We start from the raw sequence: 16,223 nt of genomic DNA, 5'->3' as shown, positions 1-16,223 counted from the left end.
CGAAAGTCCGCGCAGCCGCACCCCGCTTCAGATGGTTTCCGAGAGTTTCATGTCCGACAAGGTCGTCACCCGTTTTGCCCCCTCGCCCACCGGCTATCTGCATATCGGCGGCGCGCGCACGGCGCTGTTCAACTGGCTGTACGCAAAGCACACCGGCGGCACGATGCTGCTGCGCATCGAGGACACTGATCGCGAGCGTTCGACCGACGCCGCGACGGCCGCCATCCTGGACGGCCTCTCCTGGCTCGGTCTTGGCTGGGACGGCGACGCCGTCTCGCAGTTCGAGCGTGCGCCACGCCACCGCGAGGTCGCAGAGGAACTCGTGCGCATGGGCAAGGCCTATTACAGCTACGAGACGCCGGCCGAGCTCGAGGCGATGCGCGAGGCGGCACGCGCCAAGGGCCTGCCGCCGCGCTACAACGGCCAGTGGCGCGATCGCGATCCATCCGAGGCACCGCCCGGCGTCAAGGGCGCCATTCGCGTCAAGGCGCCGACCGAGGGCGAAACGGTCGTGCACGACCGCGTCCAGGGCGAGGTGCGCTTCCCCAACAAGGATCTCGACGACTTCATCATCCTGCGTTCGGACGGCAACCCGACCTACATGCATGCCGTCGTCGTCGACGATCATGACATGGGCGTCACGCATATCATCCGCGGTGACGACCATCTGACCAACGCCGCCCGCCAGACCGTGATCTACAACGCCATGGGTTGGGATGTGCCGTCGATGTCGCACATCCCGCTGATCCATGGCGCCGACGGTGCCAAGCTGTCGAAGCGGCATGGCGCGCTCGGCGTCGAGGCCTATCGCGCCATGGGCTACCTGCCGGAGGCGCTGCTCAACTATCTGGCGCGTCTCGGCTGGAGCCACGGCGATGACGAGATCATGTCGATCAAGGACATGGTCTCGTGGTTCGATATCGGCGACGTCAACAAGGGCGCGGCCCGTTTCGATTTCGCCAAGCTGGAAGCGATCAACGGCGCGCATATGCGCCGCATGGGCGATGCCGAACTGTTCGACATCCTCATCGCCACCTTGCCCTATCTCGAGGGCGGCCCGGCAATGGCCGCGCGCCTCGACGACAGGAACAAGGCGCAGTTGCTGGCAGCCCTTCCCGGCCTGAAGGAGCGCGCCAAGACGCTGGTCGAGCTCGTCGATGGCGCCGCCTTCCTGTTTGCCAACCGCCCGCTGCCGATCGACGACAAGGCTGCACTCCTGCTCAACGACGATGCCCGCAAGATCCTGCGTGGCGCTCACGAAGCTTTGAACGCGCTGTCGAGCGACTGGACGGCTGCCGCGGCAGAAGCCGCGATCCGCGAGGTTGCATTGGCTGGCGGCCACAAGCTCGGCGCCGTGGCCCAACCTTTGCGGGCCGCGCTGACCGGCAAAAGCACATCGCCGGGCGTGTTCGACGTGCTTGCCGTGCTTGGGCGCGAGGAAAGCCTGGCGCGCATAGCGGATCAAATCGATTAGGAGCAAACTGGCCCAAGAAGATTGGCATTGAAAGGCGCGTTTCGCAGTGCAACATTAGGCCCTGGCCCAATCTGGCACGCACCTCCTAAAATGCGGTGGCGAATACGCGCATTGCGGTGATTTCGACGTGTCGCTCTGCAGAATTTGCCTTTGCCGGCATGAGGAAACAAGAAGGAGTTTGCAATGACCGAAGCTGCGAAAAAACTGGATGTGGGCGGCACGAACCAAGAGGCTACCGCAACGCTTGAATTCGCCGGCAAGACCCATGAATTCAAGGTGCGAAGCGGCTCTGTCGGGCCTGATGTCATCGACATCGCCTCGCTCTACAGCACGACCGGCGCCTTCACCTACGACCCCGGCTTCACCTCGACCGCAAGCTGCGAGTCCGAGATCACCTTCATCGACGGCGACGCGGGCATTCTTCTCCACCGCGGCTATCCGATCGACCAGTTGGCCGAACACGGCGACTTCCTCGAAGTCTGCTATCTCCTGCTCTACGGCGAACTGCCGACCAAGGCGCAGAAGGACGATTTCGATTACCGCGTGACGCGCCACACCATGGTGCACGAGCAGATGTCGCGCTTCTTCACCGGCTTCCGCCGCGACGCGCACCCGATGGCGGTGATGTGCGGCGTGGTCGGCGCACTGTCGGCCTTCTATCACGACTCCACCGACATCTCCGACCCGTACCAGCGCATGGTCGCCTCCATGCGGCTGATCGCCAAGATGCCGACGATCGCGGCCATGGCCTACAAGTACCACATCGGCCAGCCCTTCATTTATCCGAAGAACGATCTCGGTTTCGCGGCAAATTTCCTGCATATGTGCTTTGCCGTGCCGTGCGAGGAGTACAAGATCAATCCGGTGCTGGCGCGCGCCATGGAGCGCATCTTCATCCTGCACGCCGACCACGAGCAGAATGCCTCGACCTCGACGGTTCGTCTCGCCGGCTCGTCGGGCGCCAACCCGTTCGCCTGCATCGCCGCCGGCATCGCTTGCCTGTGGGGCCCGGCCCATGGCGGCGCCAATGAAGCGGCGCTCAACATGCTGGGCGAGATCGGCCATGTCGATCACATCCCGGAGTTCATCGCCCGCGCCAAGGACAAGAACGATCCGTTCCGGCTGATGGGCTTTGGCCACCGCGTCTACAAGAACTACGATCCTCGTGCGAAAATCATGCAGAAGACGGCGCACGAGGTTCTGGGCGAGCTCGGCATCAAGGACGATCCGTTGCTCGACATCGCGATGGAGCTGGAAAAGATCGCGCTGACCGATCCCTATTTCATCGAGAAGAAGCTCTACCCGAATGTCGACTTCTATTCCGGCATCACGCTGAAGGCGCTGGGCTTCCCCACCACCATGTTCACCGTGCTGTTCGCGGTCGCCCGCACTGTCGGCTGGATCGCGCAGTGGAAGGAGATGATCGAGGATCCGCGCCAGAAGATCGGCCGCCCGCGTCAGCTCTACACCGGCGCGCCGGAGCGTGACTACGTGCCGATCGCCAAGCGGTGATGAGAAAGTAGTGAGTAGTGAGTAGTCAGTAGTGATGGCCAATTTCACTACTCACTACTCACTACTCACTCATTCTCCTCTCGCTCGATTGATGTACCGCATCACCACCTGCGCGGCGATCTCGCCCGACGGCTTGTCCGTCGCCATACGCCTGGCGATCTCGGCAAACCCGTCTTTCTGCCAGGCGCGCATGCCGCTGTCGGCGAACAGCGCTTCCAACTGCCGGACCAGGTTGTTCGGCTTGACGTACTCGTTGTAGAACTCCGGGATCAAAGCGCGATCCGAGATCAGGTTGGGCAGCAGCGCCGACCAGACGGAAACGAAATAGGGCGCAACGGCACGGGCGATGGGATCGAGCCTGTAGCACGAGACCATCGGCACACCGGCCAACGCCAGTTCCAGCGATACAGTCCCCGACGCGATCAGCGCGGCATCGGCCTTGCCGAAAGCCTGCCATTTGCGCTGGGGATCGACGAGGATTTCGGGCTTTTCATCCCAACGGTTGACCGAGGATTTAACGAGGTCGGCGACATGCGGAACCGTCGGCAGCAATAGCCGCAGACGATGTCCGCGCGCGCGCAGCATCGACACGGTCTCGCCGAACGTGTCGACCAGCCGCCGCACCTCGCTGCGCCGCGAGCCGGGCAGGACGAGCAATGTCTTGATCCGGTCCTGGGCAAGATCGCGAGGCAACGCCTGCGCCTTCCCTGCGGCAAGCACACCCGGATCATGCGTCAGGCGATGCCCGACATAGGTGCCGGGCGGGCCGCCCAGCCGCTCGAGCTCCTTCACCTCGAACGGCAGGATGCAGAGGATATGGTCGACATAGGGCTTCATCGCCACCGCCCTGCCCGGCCGCCAGGCCCAGACGCTCGGGCAGACATAATGGATGATCGGTATCGACGGATTGGCCGCACGCACCTTCCTGGCGACGCGCAAGGAGAAGTCAGGGCTGTCGATGGTGATCAGGCAATCCGGCTTTTCCTCAGCGACGGTTTTGGCCAGCTGGCCGATCCGCCTGAAAAGACGCGGCAGATCGCGGAGCACGGCACTGAAACCCATCAGCGCGATCTCGCCGGCATCGAAGGGCGACACCAGGCCCAATTCCCCGAGATGTCGGCCGCCGAGGCCGACGAGCTGTACCTCGCGGCCTGTTGCCTGGCGGAGCGAACGCACGATGTCGGCGCCAAGCAGATCGCCTGATTCCTCACCGGCGACGATCGCGATCTTCAGCGCCTTGTCAGCCATGCGCCGGCTCCGCTGCGGCCAGGCCGACGATGAACAGACCAAGTTCATTGGCGCGCGCCAGGGTTGCGGGACCTTCGAGGATCAGGGAGCGCCCCGCCTCGACGGCAATGCCGGCGAGCCCGGCCGCGTGTGCGGCTTCGACCGTCTGCGGCCCGATGGACGGAAGGTCCGCGCGCAGTTCCTGGCCGGGCTTGGCGCATTTGACCAGCACGCCGCGGATCTTGCCCGCGATACGGCCGTGGCCTCGCAACAGTTTTGCGCGGTCGAGCAATCCTGCCGTCCCCTCGATGCCTTCCAGCGCGATGACGCGGCCGCCCACCGCTATAGCCGCCTGGCCGATGTCCAGCGCCCCGATCGCCTTCGCCGCCGCAAAGCCTGCCTCGATGTCGCGCCGGTCGGATTTCTGTGGCTCGGCCTTGGTCAGGATCCCTTCGGCGACGACAAGGTTCGGCACGATTTCGTGGGCACCCATGACCTTTATCCCTCGGGCCTCGAGACCGCGCGCCACCACCTTCAACAGGCCATCGTCGCCGCGCGCCAGCGCCATGACGACAAGAGGTATCACGGCGAGCAAGCTCAGGCTTGGACGCAGATGCGTCAGCCTTGGCCGGCGCTTGATCTCGCCGGCAAGCACCAGATGGGTAATCCGGTGGCGTTTGAGCAATGGAACAAGCGAGCCGATCGCCTCTAGGGCTAGGGTCTCATGCTCATACCGGCACAATTCCGGCAGACGGTCGGCTTCGCCTTCCATGAGGACGATGAAGGGCGCATAACCCTGCCCGGCCGAGCCAGCCGCGACTTCGACCGGAAGGCTGCCGCCGCCGGCGATGATGCCGACCCTGGCATCTGGCGGGAGATCAAGACCAGCCGCTGCCTCAGTCTTCATCATCGTTATCGTCGCCATCGCCGCCTTTGAGCGATGGCACCGCATAGTGCCGCTTGCCGCGACTGCTGATGAAATCGATGATCTTCATGGCGGTCGGCGAAGAGGCGAACTCGGCCTTGGCGAATTCGATGTTCTCGCCGACGGTGCGGGAGCGGTCGAAAATCGTCCTGTAGGCTTTGCGCAACAGATAGATTTCGGAACGCGGCAGACCGGCGCGCTTGAGGCCGATGATGTTCAAGCCGCGCAAGGAGGCGCGGTTGCCGACGGCGATGGCATAGGGAATGACGTCACCAACAAAAGCCGAGCACCCGCCAAGAAAGGCGTTGTCGCCGACACGCACGAATTGATGAACGGCACTGAGGCCGCCGATATAGACGTTGTCGCCAATCTCGCAGTGTCCGCCCAGCGTCGCGCCATTGGCGAAGGTGGCGTTCTTGCCGACAACGCAATCATGGGCGATGTGGGCATAGGCAAGGAAATTGCCATTGTCGCCGATCATCGTCTCGCCGCGGCTGGTGTCGGTGCCGACATGCATGGTCACGCCTTCGCGGATGGTGCAGTTGGCGCCGATGACCAGCGTGGTGCGACCGCCTTTGTGCTTGGTATTCTGCGGCGGCGCGCCCAGTGTCGCCATCGGGTAGACCTTGGTCGACGCGCCGATGGTGGTTACGCCCATCACCGCGACATGGCTGACCAGTTCGACACCGTCGCCGATCACGGCATCGGCGCTGATATGGCAAAATGGCCCTATGCGGACACCCTGCCCAATTTGAGCGCCCTCTTCCACGACGGAGGAAGGATGAATTGAAGTCTTGATTTTCATAAGCACTCGATCGTCAGTCGCCGGTGACCATCATGGCTGAAATCTCGGCCTCGGCCGCCTTGGTGCCATCGACCAGGGCTTCGCAGGCGAATTTGAGCAGGTTGCCGCGCTTCTTGATTTTCTTGACATGGATCTTCAACTGGTCGCCGGGAACGACCGGTTTGCGGAATTTGGCGTTGTCGATGGTCAGGAAATAGACTAGCGACGGCTTCGACGCTCCAAGGCTGCGGATGCAGATGGCGCCGGCCGTCTGCGCCATGGCCTCGACGATCAGCACGCCCGGCATCACCGGCTGCTCCGGGAAATGCCCCTGAAAATGCGGCTCATTGATGGTGACGTTCTTGATGCCGACGGCAGAATCGTCACCGTCGATGTCGACGATGCGGTCGATCATCAGGAAGGGATAGCGGTGCGGCAGAAGCTTCATCAGCCCCATTATGTCGACCGCTTCCAGCGTCGTCGCCGCCACCATATCAGCCATTGTCCTTGCCCTGCTTGCGTGCCCTGGCCATCGTGCGCAACATGGCTATCTCTCGCATGGCTTCCGCCATCGGCTGTGCCGGATATCCGCCCCATATCTCGCCAGCAGGAACGTTGCTCATAAATCCACTTCTGGCGGCAAGCTTGGCTCCTGAGCCGATGGTCAAGTGATCCGCAAGCCCGACACCGCCGCCCATCGTGACATTGTCACCCACGACCACGGAACCGGAAATACCTGAAAGCCCGGCAACTATGCAATTGCGACCGATGCGGACGTTATGGGCGATCTGCACGAGATTGTCGATCTTGGTGCCCTGGCCGATGATCGTATCCGACATGGCGCCGCGATCGACGGTGGAATTGGAGCCGATCTCGACATCGTCCTGGATGACAACCCGTCCGATCTGGGGAACGCGTTCCGGCCCCTTGGCGCCGCCCACAAAGCCGAAGCCGTCCTGGCCGATCCTGGCGCCGCCATGGATGATGACCCGATTGCCGATCAGCGCATACTGGATACTGGCACCCGGGCCGACATAGCCGTCACGGCCGATCTGGCAGGACTGTCCAATGACCGCGTTGGGCGCGATGACGGTGCCGCTGCCGATCGAGACGCCTGGCCCGATGACCACGCCGGCCTCGATGATAGCGCCGGCTTCGATATGCGCGGTCGGATCGACATGGGCATGCGGCGAAACACCGGTTTCACCGGTCATTGGCCCCGGCGTGGCGGCTGTGGGGAACAGCAGCCGGCCGACCAGCGCGAATGCCTGTTGCGGACGCGGATGGATCAACACGGCGATGTCGGCCGGTGCCTTGTTGGCGAATTCCGCCGGGCACAGGACCGCGGCCGCCCGCAGTGAGGGCATCAGCGCGGAATTACGCCTGCCGTCGACGAACACGAGCGCATTGGCGCCGCCCTCGTTAGCCGGTGCGAGTGCCTCGATAAAAATATTGGATTGGCCGGAATCGACAAGCACCGAGCCGGTCAGATTCGCGACTTCGGCCGCCGTATACCGGCGTGATGGCGCGAAGAACACCGGATCGGTCATTCCAGAAGCTATATCCAGCTAGGTCGAACATTTCTCCCGGATCCAAAAATCCGGGAGCATCGTTGGCCGCCGATCAGAAGCGGGTCGAAATGCCGAAGTTGAATTCCTGTACCTTGTCGCTCGCTTCCTTCCTGACCGGGATCGCATAGTCGATACGGATCGGGCCGAACGGCGAGGCCCACATCAGGCCGAGACCGACCGAGGCGCGCAGCTTCATGTCGGTCGAGGTCTGGGTAACAGACGTGATCTTACTGCCATAAAGCGTGGCAGCGTCGGCGAACACAGCACCGCGCAACCCAAAGCTTTCCGGAACGACTGGCAACGGGAACTGGGCTTCCGCCGAAGCATTGAAGTAGGTCGTACCACCGAGATGGTCACCCGTCGCCGCGTCCGCAGGGCCAATGCCGCCATAGGCAAAGCCACGGATCATACGATCGTTGCTCTGGAATTGATCGAAGATACGCAGACCGTTACCGCCGTAACCCTCGACGTGACCCGCGCCGCCCGAAATGAGGCCGACAAGGTCGAGTTGCTCGGACAGCGTCTGATAGACACTGCCGCGCCCAGTAACCTTGACGAACTTGGCGTTACCGCCAAGGCCGGCAACTTCCACCGTTGTATTGGCGTAGATGCCCTCATGCGGGTTCTTCATGTCGTCGATCGTGTTGTAGACCAGCCCTAAGCTGATCGACGACTTTATCCATGGGCTCTGGGCGATGCCATCCAGAATCGCGGTTGAGATAGTGCAAGGGCTGCCAGGAACGTAGAGCCCGTTGGTCAAGCAACTATTGTCAACGGAATACTTTTCCTGAGAGATATTATACGCCAGCTGGGTCGTAATGCTGTTGGTGATCGGCAGGCCAAAGCGCACAGTCGCACCGACGGTATCGCTGTCATAGTTGCTGTTGTACTGTCTCGTCGACTTGTAGATGTCGAATCCGGCCGCGATGCGCCGTCCGAGGAAATAGGGCTCGGTGAAGGACAGGCTGTAATCGCGCGAATTCTTGCCGCCGCCGGCCGACAGCTTGATGTACTGGCCACGGCCGAGGAAGTTGCGCTCGGTGATCGATCCTTCGACGGACGGACCCGCCGTGTCGCCACCGGTCGAATAGCCGGCGCCAACGGAGAATTCACCCGTCGACTTCTCGACCACAGTGACCACCAGAACGACCTGGTCGGGCTGCGAGCCTGGCACTGTCGAGATGTCGACTGACGTGAAGTAATCAAGGTTCTCCAAGCGTTTCTTGGCGCGCTGGATGAGCACTTGGTTGAACGCGTCGCCTTCGCTGACATCGAATTCGCGGCGGATGACATAGTCGCGCGTACGATCGTTGCCGCGGATCTCGATGCGTTCGACATAGGCCTTGGTGCCCTGGTCAACCGTATAGACCACCGAAATCGTATGATTCTCGAAGTTGCGGTCGCCGCGCGGCGTCACCTGCGCGAAGGCGTAACCGGAACCGGCCACCTTCTCGGTCAGGGCAATAATGGAGTCTTCAACATTCTTGGCGTTGTATACATCGCCCTTGCGGGTCTCGACCACCGATTCCAGCGACTTCGAATCGACTTCCGGGATTGTGCTTTCGACGCTGATATCGCCGAAATTATAACGCTCGCCCTCCTGGACGGTGATGGTGACCGTGTATTTGTTCGTCGCATTGTCGAGTTCGCCGACGGCGGACACGACCTGGAAATCGGCGTAGCCGTGATTGTAGTAGAAGCGGCGCAGCAGCTCCTGGTCGGCGCGCAGCTTGTCCTCGTCATAGACGTCATCGCGCAGGATGAACGAAACCCAGGACGAGCGCTTGGTGTTGATCACATCCGACAGGCGGCGGCTCGAATAGGCGCTGTTGCCGACAAAATTGATCGCCGCGATCTGCGTGCGGTCGCCTTCGGTGATTTTGAAAACCACATTCACGCGGTTGTCGCCGAGGTCCATGACCTGCGCGGTCACGCCGGCATCGTCGCGGCCGATGTGCCTGTAGGCGCCCTTGATCTGTTCGACGTCGGCATCGAGCGTCGCCTGCGAGAACGTACCGCGCGGCTTCAGCTGGATAGCCATCTGAAGGGCATTGTCCTTGATCTTCTTGTTGCCCTGGAACAGCACCTGGTTGACGACCTTGTATTCGGCAACCTTGACCACCAGCGTCGAGCCGACCTGGTTGATCTGGACATCCGAGAACAGGCCGGTGCCGAACAGCGCCTTGATGGCCGCGTCGATATCGGAACTGGAGAAGGCCTTGCCCGGCTTGATGGTGATGTAATTGCGGATGGTATCGGCGTCGACACGCTGGTTGCCGCTCACCTCCACCCTGCTGACGACAGCGGCTTCAGCCGCCGATGTGGCAACGAATTGTACTGCGAGCGCACCTGGTACGACCAGAGCGGCGGACAGTGCCGCCGCGGACGCGGCGCTCAGAAACTTGGATGCTGCCTTCATCGGGCTTAATAACCTTTTCTCGTAGTCCCCACGGCGAGAAAACCGGACGTGCGGTAATTTCCCCTACCGTATTAACCGGATTTTCCCTACACGCAAGGCTTCTGGTTAATTTGTATTTACTTAACCCTGGTGCGTGGCTTTCGCGTCACTCATATCCCCGTGCATGGTAAACGGCGTCTCAACATCGACCATGCGCAGGCCAAATTTCTTCATGATTTCAGCATCCAAACAGATCGTTCCAGAACACGAAACCCATGAAGCACAAGACCAGAAGCAGACCGGCCCGATAGGCCATTTCCATCATCCGTTCCGACGCCGGCCGGCGGATGACGGCCTCCACCCCGTAGAACAAGAGATGGCCGCCGTCGAGGGGGGGAATCGGCAAAAGGTTTAGAATACCGATGCCGACGGACAACAGCGCGACGAGCTGTACCAGCCATTCGAAACCCAGTTTGGCCGCCTTGCCGGCCATGTCGGCGATCTTGACCGGACCGCCCAACTGGCATTTGTCCTCGCGCCCGACGGCGAAACGCTGCAAGAACTGGCCGGTGCGCTCGATGACGTGGCCGGTTTCCTCGACTGCCGCCGCAACGGCCCCGACCGGGGTGTAGCTGATGAGACGGGGCTGGCCGAGTTCCTTGTTGTTGACGACGCCGATCACGGCCACCTTGACCTTGTTGCCGAGCGCGTCTTGCTGCTCCATCAGCTGCGGGGTCGCGGTCACCGTGACTTCCTTGCCATCGCGCAGCATGACAAAGGTGATCGTATCGCCGGCGCGGCCCGAGACCAGCCGCTGCACATCGCCAAAGGTTTCAACCTTGCTGCCGTCGACGCTGGCGAATCGGTCGCCAGGCAGGATGCCCGCCTTCGCCGCGGGGCTGTCTGCCGTAACTTCCGCCACCATGGGCTCCGCGACATAACGCCCATAGGAGGCAAACAGGACAGAGAAGACAACGATCGTCAGCAGGAAATTGAACAAAGGCCCGGCCGCCACCGTCGCCGCGCGCTTCCAGATCGCCTGGGTGTGGAAGGCAACCTTGCGCTCATCGTCGGTCAGCGTTTCCAGATCATCCGACGTGGGCTGGCTGGAGGTGGCGTTCATATCGCCGACAAATTTGACATAACCGCCAAGAGGTATGGCGCAGAGCTTCCAACGCGTGCCATGGCTGTCGTTGAAGCCGATGAGTTCGGGACCGAAACCGATCGAGAAGGCCCTGACCCCGATGCCGCACCAGCGGCCGACGAGGTAGTGGCCCATTTCGTGGACGAACACCACCACGGTCAGCACGAAGAGGAACGGCACGAGTGTGCCGAGCAGCAAGCCGTCCGTGCTGAAAATCGCGTGAAGAATCCCGTTCAACTCATGCCCTCAAATTCTTCCGCTGCCGCGCCGTGACTGTGACAGCAATCCAGGCGAATCCAAGGCGCGCCCACATCAGATCGTGGAACGACATCATTCAAATCGGAAACAGCCCCTGTGCCGGATGATCGGCGCCCGCCGAAATCCAGCCAATGACGTATAGGGCGAGCGCTGCCGCGACAAGCCCGTCGACACGGTCCATGACGCCACCATGGCCTGGAATGAGCACGCCCGAATCCTTGCGGCCATGCCGCCGTTTGACCCAGGATTCGAACAAGTCGCCAACCTGGGCGACGATTGAAAGCACAAGCGCCACAAGGCCAAGCAAGGCCAGATTGCCGGCACCGGCAGCAGCTGCCAGCATAACCCCGGCGACAACGCCACCGACAGCGCCGCCGAGGGCGCCACTGCGCGTCTTGCCCGGCGAAATCGATGGCGCCAGTTTGGGGCCGCCGACGGCGCGCCCGACGAAATAGGCAAAAATGTCGGTCGCCCAGACGACCGCGAACAGGAACAGGATGGCGACGAGGCCCGAATGGTCGCCATCGCGCAGCAGGGCAAGCGACAGGCCGGATACGCTGGCGTAGGCAAGACCGCTCGCCTCCCATTGCCCGGTCTTGCGAACCCGGGCGGCCAGCGCCGTTGCGGCAATCAGAATCACGACAAGCAGCAGCAGCCAGAAGGCAGGAAGCCCGGCAATCAAGGCACCGATGAAAACGACGACCAGCGCCTCGGGCAGGAAGCCCAGCCCATTGGCCGCGACTGGCCGCGACATGCGTGTCCACTCATAAAAGATCATCGCCGACATGGCTGCACACAGCAGTCGGAAAGGCAGGCCGCCAAGCCAGGTCAGGCCAAGAGCGATGACGGCAAGCACGACCGCTGAAATGACGCGGAGCTGAAGGTTGCTCATCCCGCGGCCGGCCGCGAGGCGACGTCTTGCGGGCCTAATCCGCCGAAACGGCGCTCACGGCCGGCAAATTCGCGCAACGCCTCGGCAAGGTGCTCGCGGCTGAAGTCTGGCCAATAGCAAGGCAGGAAGACGAGTTCGGCGTAGGCGGCCTGCCACAACAGGAAGTTGGACAGGCGAAGCTCGCCGCTGGTGCGTATGACCAGCTCCGGATCGGGAATGCCTTGCGTGTCGAGACAGCTGGCAAAGCTTTCGGCTGATATCGCTTCGGCATTGATTTCGCCGCGCGCCACGGCCGAAGCGAGTTTGCGCGCCGTGCGAACGATCTCGTCGCGCCCGCCATAGTTGAATGCAATCACCAGCGTCAGCGCTTCGTTGCCTGATGTGAGCGATTCGGCCTCGTCGAGCAGCCCTCTGATGTCCGCCTGCAGCCCTGCCCTGTCGCCGATGATCCTGACCCGCACGCCGCTCTGGTGCAGGTCGGCCAGGTCACGGCGGATGAACAGCTTCAACAGCCCCATCAGGTCGCTGACTTCGGACTTCGGCCGCGACCAGTTCTCCGACGAGAATGCGTAGACGGTCAGGAAGGAGATGCCGAGATCCGGTGCCGCGCGCACCGTCTTGCGCAGTGCCTCGACGCCGGCGCGATGACCGGCAAGCCTCGGCATGCCGCGCGCTTTGGCCCAGCGTCCATTTCCATCCATGATGATCGCGACATGCGCGGGCGTTGTCATGATCTCGCTTTCGGGTCAGCCGGCGGCCAACCCTAAACCTGCATGATTTCAGCTTCCTTGTCGGAAAGCAGATGATCGATGGTGCTGATCGTTTCGTCGGTAAGCTTCTGGACCTGGTCCGAACGCTTGCGCTGATCGTCCTCGCTGATCGCGCCGTCCTTCTCAGCCTTCTTCAGGAAGTCCATGCCGTCACGGCGCACATGGCGCGCGGCGACGCGGGCGTTCTCGGCGTAGCCATGCGAAATCTTGACCAGTTCCTTGCGGCGCTGCTCGTTGAGCTCCGGCAGCGGAATCCTGAGATTGGTGCCATCGACGATCGGGTTGAAGCCCAGATTGGACTCGCGGATGGCGCGGTCGACGGCGCCGACCATCGACTTGTCCCAGATCGACACCGAGATCATGCGCGGCTCCGGCACCGTGACGTTGGCAACCTGATTGATCGGCATGGTGGTGCCATAGGCCTGCACCTGGATGGCATCGAGCAGATTGCTGGAGGCGCGACCGGTCCGCAGCGAAGCCAGGTCATGCTTGAACGCGGCGATTGCCCCATCCATGCGCCGCTTGAGATCGTCGTACTCACCACTCATCTTAGTCTCCTCGACCCGTCTGCCGCGGGTTCACTGCTTCGGGGCAACGCCCCGTTCGAGCCTGATTTTCGAAAAGCCGGTTTCCCTCTTGTAGGGATCAGGCCCCGGATCATTCGTCCGCGACGACCGTGCAGCGGCCGCCGCCCCTCAGAATATCGCCGAAACCACCTTTTTCGTGGATCGAATAAACGATTATCGGAATGTTGTTTTCGCGCGCAAGTGCAATCGCTGCCGTATCCATGATGGAAAGGCCGCGATTTATGACTTCGGCATGGCTTATGCGCTCGAAACGCGTCGCATTCGGGTCCTTTTTCGGATCGGCCGAATAGACGCCATCGACCTGCGTGCCCTTGAACAGCGCATCGGCACCGATTTCGGCCGCGCGCAGTGCCGCGGCCGAATCAGTGGTGAAGAACGGATTGCCAGTGCCGCCGGCAAAGATCACCACCTTGCCCTGGTTCATGTAGGCGGTGGCCTGGCGCTGCGAAAAGCTTTCGCACAGCTCTGGCATGGCGATCGCGGACAGCACCACGGCGTCGACGCCGATCTTGTTCAGCGAGGTGCGCAGCGCCAGCGAGTTGATGACCGTCGCAAGCATGCCCATGTGGTCGCCGGTGACGCGGTCCCCGCCCTTGGAGGCCACAGCCACGCCGCGGAAGATATTGCCGCCGCCGATGACGACGCCGACCTCGATGCCCAGCGCGCGGGCCTCGGCGATGTCGGCGGCGATGCGATCCACGACCGAGACATCGATGCCGAAATGCTGTTCGCCCATCAACGCTTCGCCCGACGCTTTCAACAAGACACGTCGGTAGAGGGGCTTCACCGTCATCTGGTCCTCGTCATTTTGCATGTGGTATCCGGGCAGGCATTCGCGCAGGCGCCATCCCAAAACACTGGGTTCCGATACACGAAGGGCGCCGCGATGTCACGCGGCGCCCGACCGGCAAATTGTGGCAATCCTGCCCGATGGATCAGTTGGTGGACACGCTGGCCGGCAAGCCCTCTATAAGCACCGGCAACGCATAGCCGGAGGGCTTGTCGCCGGTTGCAGCACCGCCGGTGACGCGCGCCTGTATCTGCTGCCCGAAATAGGAATAGGGGAACGGCACCGGCGTTCTGCTGACCGAATCCAGCCGCTCGTGGAGCCCCGCCGGAATCTCGAAGTCCAGCGCGCCAAGATTATCCTTGATCTGGCTGAGCGTCGTTGCACCGAGGATGACGGTGGCGATCCCCGGCTGCGTCGCCACCCAGTTGAGCGCGACCTGCGGCATGCTGCGGCCGAGCTCGGATGCGACCTTCTCGAGTTCGGCCACGATGGCCCAGTTGCGGTCCGTGAATTTCTGGAAGCCCGGATGCGTCGAATTGCGAAAACCGTCGAGCCGACCCGCATTTCCGGCCTCGGCCGGCCGATACTTGCCACTGAGCAGCCCGCTGGCGAGCGGGCTCCACACCATGATGCCGGCGCCGTGGCGCGTGCCGAACGGCACGAACTCGTTCTCGATCGCGCGTTCGGCCAGCGAGTATTCGAGTTGCAAGGCCGAAACCGGCTCATATCCGCGCAGCTCGGCGATCGCCTGTGCCCGCCCCGCATACCAGGCCGGCACATCGGACAGGCCGACATGGCGCACCTTGCCCATCCGCACCAGGTCATCCAGCGTGCGCATGACCTCTTCGGCCGGCGTCAGCCCATCCCACACATGCATGAGATAGAGATCGATATAGTCGGTGCCTAACCGCTTCAGTGACGCGTCTATCGCCCGCATGATGTTCTTGCGGCCATTGCCGCCGGCATTCGGATTGCCGGGCTGCATGTTCATGGTGAATTTGCTGGCGATCACCGCGGTGTCGCGTAAGCCCCGCTCGGCGATGAATTCGCCAAGCCAGGCTTCGGCGGTGCCCCCGGTGTAGAGGTCCGCCGTGTCGAAGAAATTGCCGCCTGCCTCGACATAGGCGTCGAACATCGCGCGGGCTGTATCCCTGTCGGCTCCCCAGCCCCATTCCTTGCCGAAAGTCATCGTGCCCAGCGCCAGCCGGCTGACCCTGAGGCCGCTGTTGCCGAGAGTGTAATAGGTCATGGTCATGATCGTCTTCCAATGCTTGATAATGAATGCTGCCGCATCATTGGCCAGGGGTTGCCTTGACCCAAAGGTTGCCGCGCTCGTGCGTCATGCGGAACGCGAAGCCGTCGACCTTCCAGCCGGCGGCGGAGCGTGTCAGGTGATGCTCATAGGTGCCCCAGACTTCCCAAAGCGGGTCGCCATTGCCTTCCATCCGGTTCCAGGCATAGCCGTTCGACAAGACAGTCGCCGCGTCCGCCTCGATGACGACCTGGTGATTTGTGCGCAGATGCAAGCTTGTCTTACTGTCCTTGAGGTTACCGGCCCAGGCGCCGATCAGATCGTCGGAGGCGATGTTGGCCGCGGGCTGCCCGGACAGGCTGCTGAAATCGGCGGTAACCCGATCCGCGAAATAGCTGCGCGCCAGTTTCCAGTCCTGGGCGTCGACGGCGCGGTCGATGGCATCGGCAATACGGATGACCGCGCGTTCGTCCGCGAGCGCTTGCCAGCCGGATGGCTCCGCCCCGCCGGCATCGATCGGCGCCAGCGCCATGCCTGCCGCGAATGTCACGTGTTTCAACGCGTTCATGTCTCTTCTCCTTGATGCCATCAGCCGATTGCCGATGTGTTGGCGACAATGTGGACCGCTGCCTTGGCATC

At 62.3% G+C, this 16,223-nt stretch carries 15 protein-coding genes; 2 read left to right on the top strand and 13 right to left on the bottom strand.

Annotated elements, in window-relative coordinates; all coding sequences use genetic code 11:
* Window positions 1-49: 49 nt before the first annotated feature.
* Both gltX and gltA read left to right on the top strand, forming a co-directional pair.
* Complete coding sequence (gene gltX / locus DBIPINDM_RS35855) at window positions 50-1,474, top strand: glutamate--tRNA ligase (protein ID WP_258583671.1); 1,425 nt, start codon at window positions 50-52, stop codon at window positions 1,472-1,474.
* A 183-nt stretch (window positions 1,475-1,657) separates the two neighbouring features.
* Window positions 1,658-2,986 (top strand): citrate synthase, encoded by a 1,329-nt coding sequence (gene gltA / locus DBIPINDM_RS35850; protein ID WP_258583670.1) that lies wholly within the window; start codon window positions 1,658-1,660, stop codon window positions 2,984-2,986.
* A gap of 69 nt (window positions 2,987-3,055) precedes the next feature.
* On the opposite strand, the gene lpxB is transcribed toward gltA, so the two are convergent.
* From lpxB to DBIPINDM_RS35785, 13 genes are all read right to left on the bottom strand, one after another.
* Window positions 3,056-4,234, bottom strand: a complete 1,179-nt coding sequence (lpxB, locus tag DBIPINDM_RS35845) for a lipid-A-disaccharide synthase (RefSeq protein ID WP_258583669.1) — start codon at window positions 4,232-4,234, stop codon at window positions 3,056-3,058.
* Complete coding sequence (locus DBIPINDM_RS35840) at window positions 4,227-5,138, bottom strand: LpxI family protein (protein ID WP_258583668.1); 912 nt, start codon at window positions 5,136-5,138, stop codon at window positions 4,227-4,229. Before DBIPINDM_RS35840 ends, lpxB begins: the two co-directional genes overlap by 8 nt.
* Window positions 5,110-5,943, bottom strand: coding sequence for an acyl-ACP--UDP-N-acetylglucosamine O-acyltransferase (lpxA, locus tag DBIPINDM_RS35835; protein WP_258583666.1), 834 nt, complete (start codon window positions 5,941-5,943; stop codon window positions 5,110-5,112). The genes DBIPINDM_RS35840 and lpxA overlap by 29 nt, the downstream gene beginning before the upstream one ends.
* A 13-nt stretch (window positions 5,944-5,956) precedes the next feature.
* A complete protein-coding gene (fabZ, locus tag DBIPINDM_RS35830) occupies window positions 5,957-6,424 on the bottom strand; it encodes a 3-hydroxyacyl-ACP dehydratase FabZ (RefSeq protein WP_258583665.1) in 468 nt (155 codons plus the stop codon).
* The gene (lpxD, locus tag DBIPINDM_RS35825; RefSeq protein ID WP_258583662.1) at window positions 6,417-7,472 is read right to left on the bottom strand and encodes a UDP-3-O-(3-hydroxymyristoyl)glucosamine N-acyltransferase; all 1,056 of its coding nucleotides are present in this window, start codon (window positions 7,470-7,472) and stop codon (window positions 6,417-6,419) included. Before lpxD ends, fabZ begins: the two co-directional genes overlap by 8 nt.
* Window positions 7,473-7,545: 73 nt before the next feature.
* Entirely contained in the window at window positions 7,546-9,912 is a 2,367-nt protein-coding gene (bamA, locus tag DBIPINDM_RS35820; protein WP_258583661.1) for an outer membrane protein assembly factor BamA, read from the bottom strand.
* Between the two features lie 217 nt (window positions 9,913-10,129).
* Window positions 10,130-11,272, bottom strand: a complete 1,143-nt coding sequence (gene rseP, locus DBIPINDM_RS35815; protein ID WP_258583660.1) for an RIP metalloprotease RseP — start codon at window positions 11,270-11,272, stop codon at window positions 10,130-10,132.
* 97 nt (window positions 11,273-11,369) lie between these two features.
* Window positions 11,370-12,185, bottom strand: a complete 816-nt coding sequence (locus DBIPINDM_RS35810; RefSeq protein ID WP_258583659.1) for a phosphatidate cytidylyltransferase — start codon at window positions 12,183-12,185, stop codon at window positions 11,370-11,372.
* Window positions 12,182-12,916 carry an isoprenyl transferase gene (locus tag DBIPINDM_RS35805; protein WP_258583658.1) on the bottom strand — a complete coding sequence of 245 codons (735 nt, stop codon included), beginning with the start codon at window positions 12,914-12,916 and terminating at the stop codon, window positions 12,182-12,184. The genes DBIPINDM_RS35810 and DBIPINDM_RS35805 overlap by 4 nt, the downstream gene beginning before the upstream one ends.
* A gap of 32 nt (window positions 12,917-12,948) precedes the next feature.
* Window positions 12,949-13,503: a ribosome recycling factor gene (gene frr, locus DBIPINDM_RS35800; protein WP_095200157.1), complete on the bottom strand. Its 555-nt coding sequence runs from the start codon at window positions 13,501-13,503 to the stop codon at window positions 12,949-12,951.
* 109 nt (window positions 13,504-13,612) lie between these two features.
* Window positions 13,613-14,335: a UMP kinase gene (gene pyrH / locus DBIPINDM_RS35795; RefSeq protein WP_214471165.1), complete on the bottom strand. Its 723-nt coding sequence runs from the start codon at window positions 14,333-14,335 to the stop codon at window positions 13,613-13,615.
* A gap of 142 nt (window positions 14,336-14,477) precedes the next feature.
* Window positions 14,478-15,587, bottom strand: coding sequence for an aldo/keto reductase (locus tag DBIPINDM_RS35790; protein ID WP_258583657.1), 1,110 nt, complete (start codon window positions 15,585-15,587; stop codon window positions 14,478-14,480).
* Window positions 15,588-15,624: 37 nt separating this feature from the next.
* A complete protein-coding gene (locus DBIPINDM_RS35785) occupies window positions 15,625-16,152 on the bottom strand; it encodes a nuclear transport factor 2 family protein (RefSeq protein WP_258583656.1) in 528 nt (175 codons plus the stop codon).
* Window positions 16,153-16,223: the final 71 nt, after the last annotated feature.

Source organism: Mesorhizobium sp. AR02 (assembly GCF_024746835.1).
GTDB lineage: Bacteria > Pseudomonadota > Alphaproteobacteria > Rhizobiales > Rhizobiaceae > Mesorhizobium.
Note: the sequence above shows the minus strand (reverse complement) of the source record. Positions and strands in the feature narration are given on the sequence as shown.

Coding starts and splice junctions, on each gene's coding strand:
- gltX (WP_258583671.1), top strand. CDS start 50: ATGTCCGACAAGGTCGTCACCCGTTTTGCCCCCTCGCCCACCGGCTAT.
- gltA (WP_258583670.1), top strand. CDS start 1,658: ATGACCGAAGCTGCGAAAAAACTGGATGTGGGCGGCACGAACCAAGAG.
- lpxB (WP_258583669.1), bottom strand. CDS start 4,234: ATGGCTGACAAGGCGCTGAAGATCGCGATCGTCGCCGGTGAGGAATCA.
- DBIPINDM_RS35840 (WP_258583668.1), bottom strand. CDS start 5,138: ATGGCGACGATAACGATGATGAAGACTGAGGCAGCGGCTGGTCTTGAT.
- lpxA (WP_258583666.1), bottom strand. CDS start 5,943: ATGAAAATCAAGACTTCAATTCATCCTTCCTCCGTCGTGGAAGAGGGC.
- fabZ (WP_258583665.1), bottom strand. CDS start 6,424: ATGGCTGATATGGTGGCGGCGACGACGCTGGAAGCGGTCGACATAATG.
- lpxD (WP_258583662.1), bottom strand. CDS start 7,472: ATGACCGATCCGGTGTTCTTCGCGCCATCACGCCGGTATACGGCGGCC.
- bamA (WP_258583661.1), bottom strand. CDS start 9,912: ATGAAGGCAGCATCCAAGTTTCTGAGCGCCGCGTCCGCGGCGGCACTG.
- DBIPINDM_RS35810 (WP_258583659.1), bottom strand. CDS start 12,185: ATGAGCAACCTTCAGCTCCGCGTCATTTCAGCGGTCGTGCTTGCCGTC.
- DBIPINDM_RS35805 (WP_258583658.1), bottom strand. CDS start 12,916: ATGACAACGCCCGCGCATGTCGCGATCATCATGGATGGAAATGGACGC.
- frr (WP_095200157.1), bottom strand. CDS start 13,503: ATGAGTGGTGAGTACGACGATCTCAAGCGGCGCATGGATGGGGCAATC.
- pyrH (WP_214471165.1), bottom strand. CDS start 14,335: ATGACGGTGAAGCCCCTCTACCGACGTGTCTTGTTGAAAGCGTCGGGC.
- DBIPINDM_RS35790 (WP_258583657.1), bottom strand. CDS start 15,587: ATGACCATGACCTATTACACTCTCGGCAACAGCGGCCTCAGGGTCAGC.
- DBIPINDM_RS35785 (WP_258583656.1), bottom strand. CDS start 16,152: ATGAACGCGTTGAAACACGTGACATTCGCGGCAGGCATGGCGCTGGCG.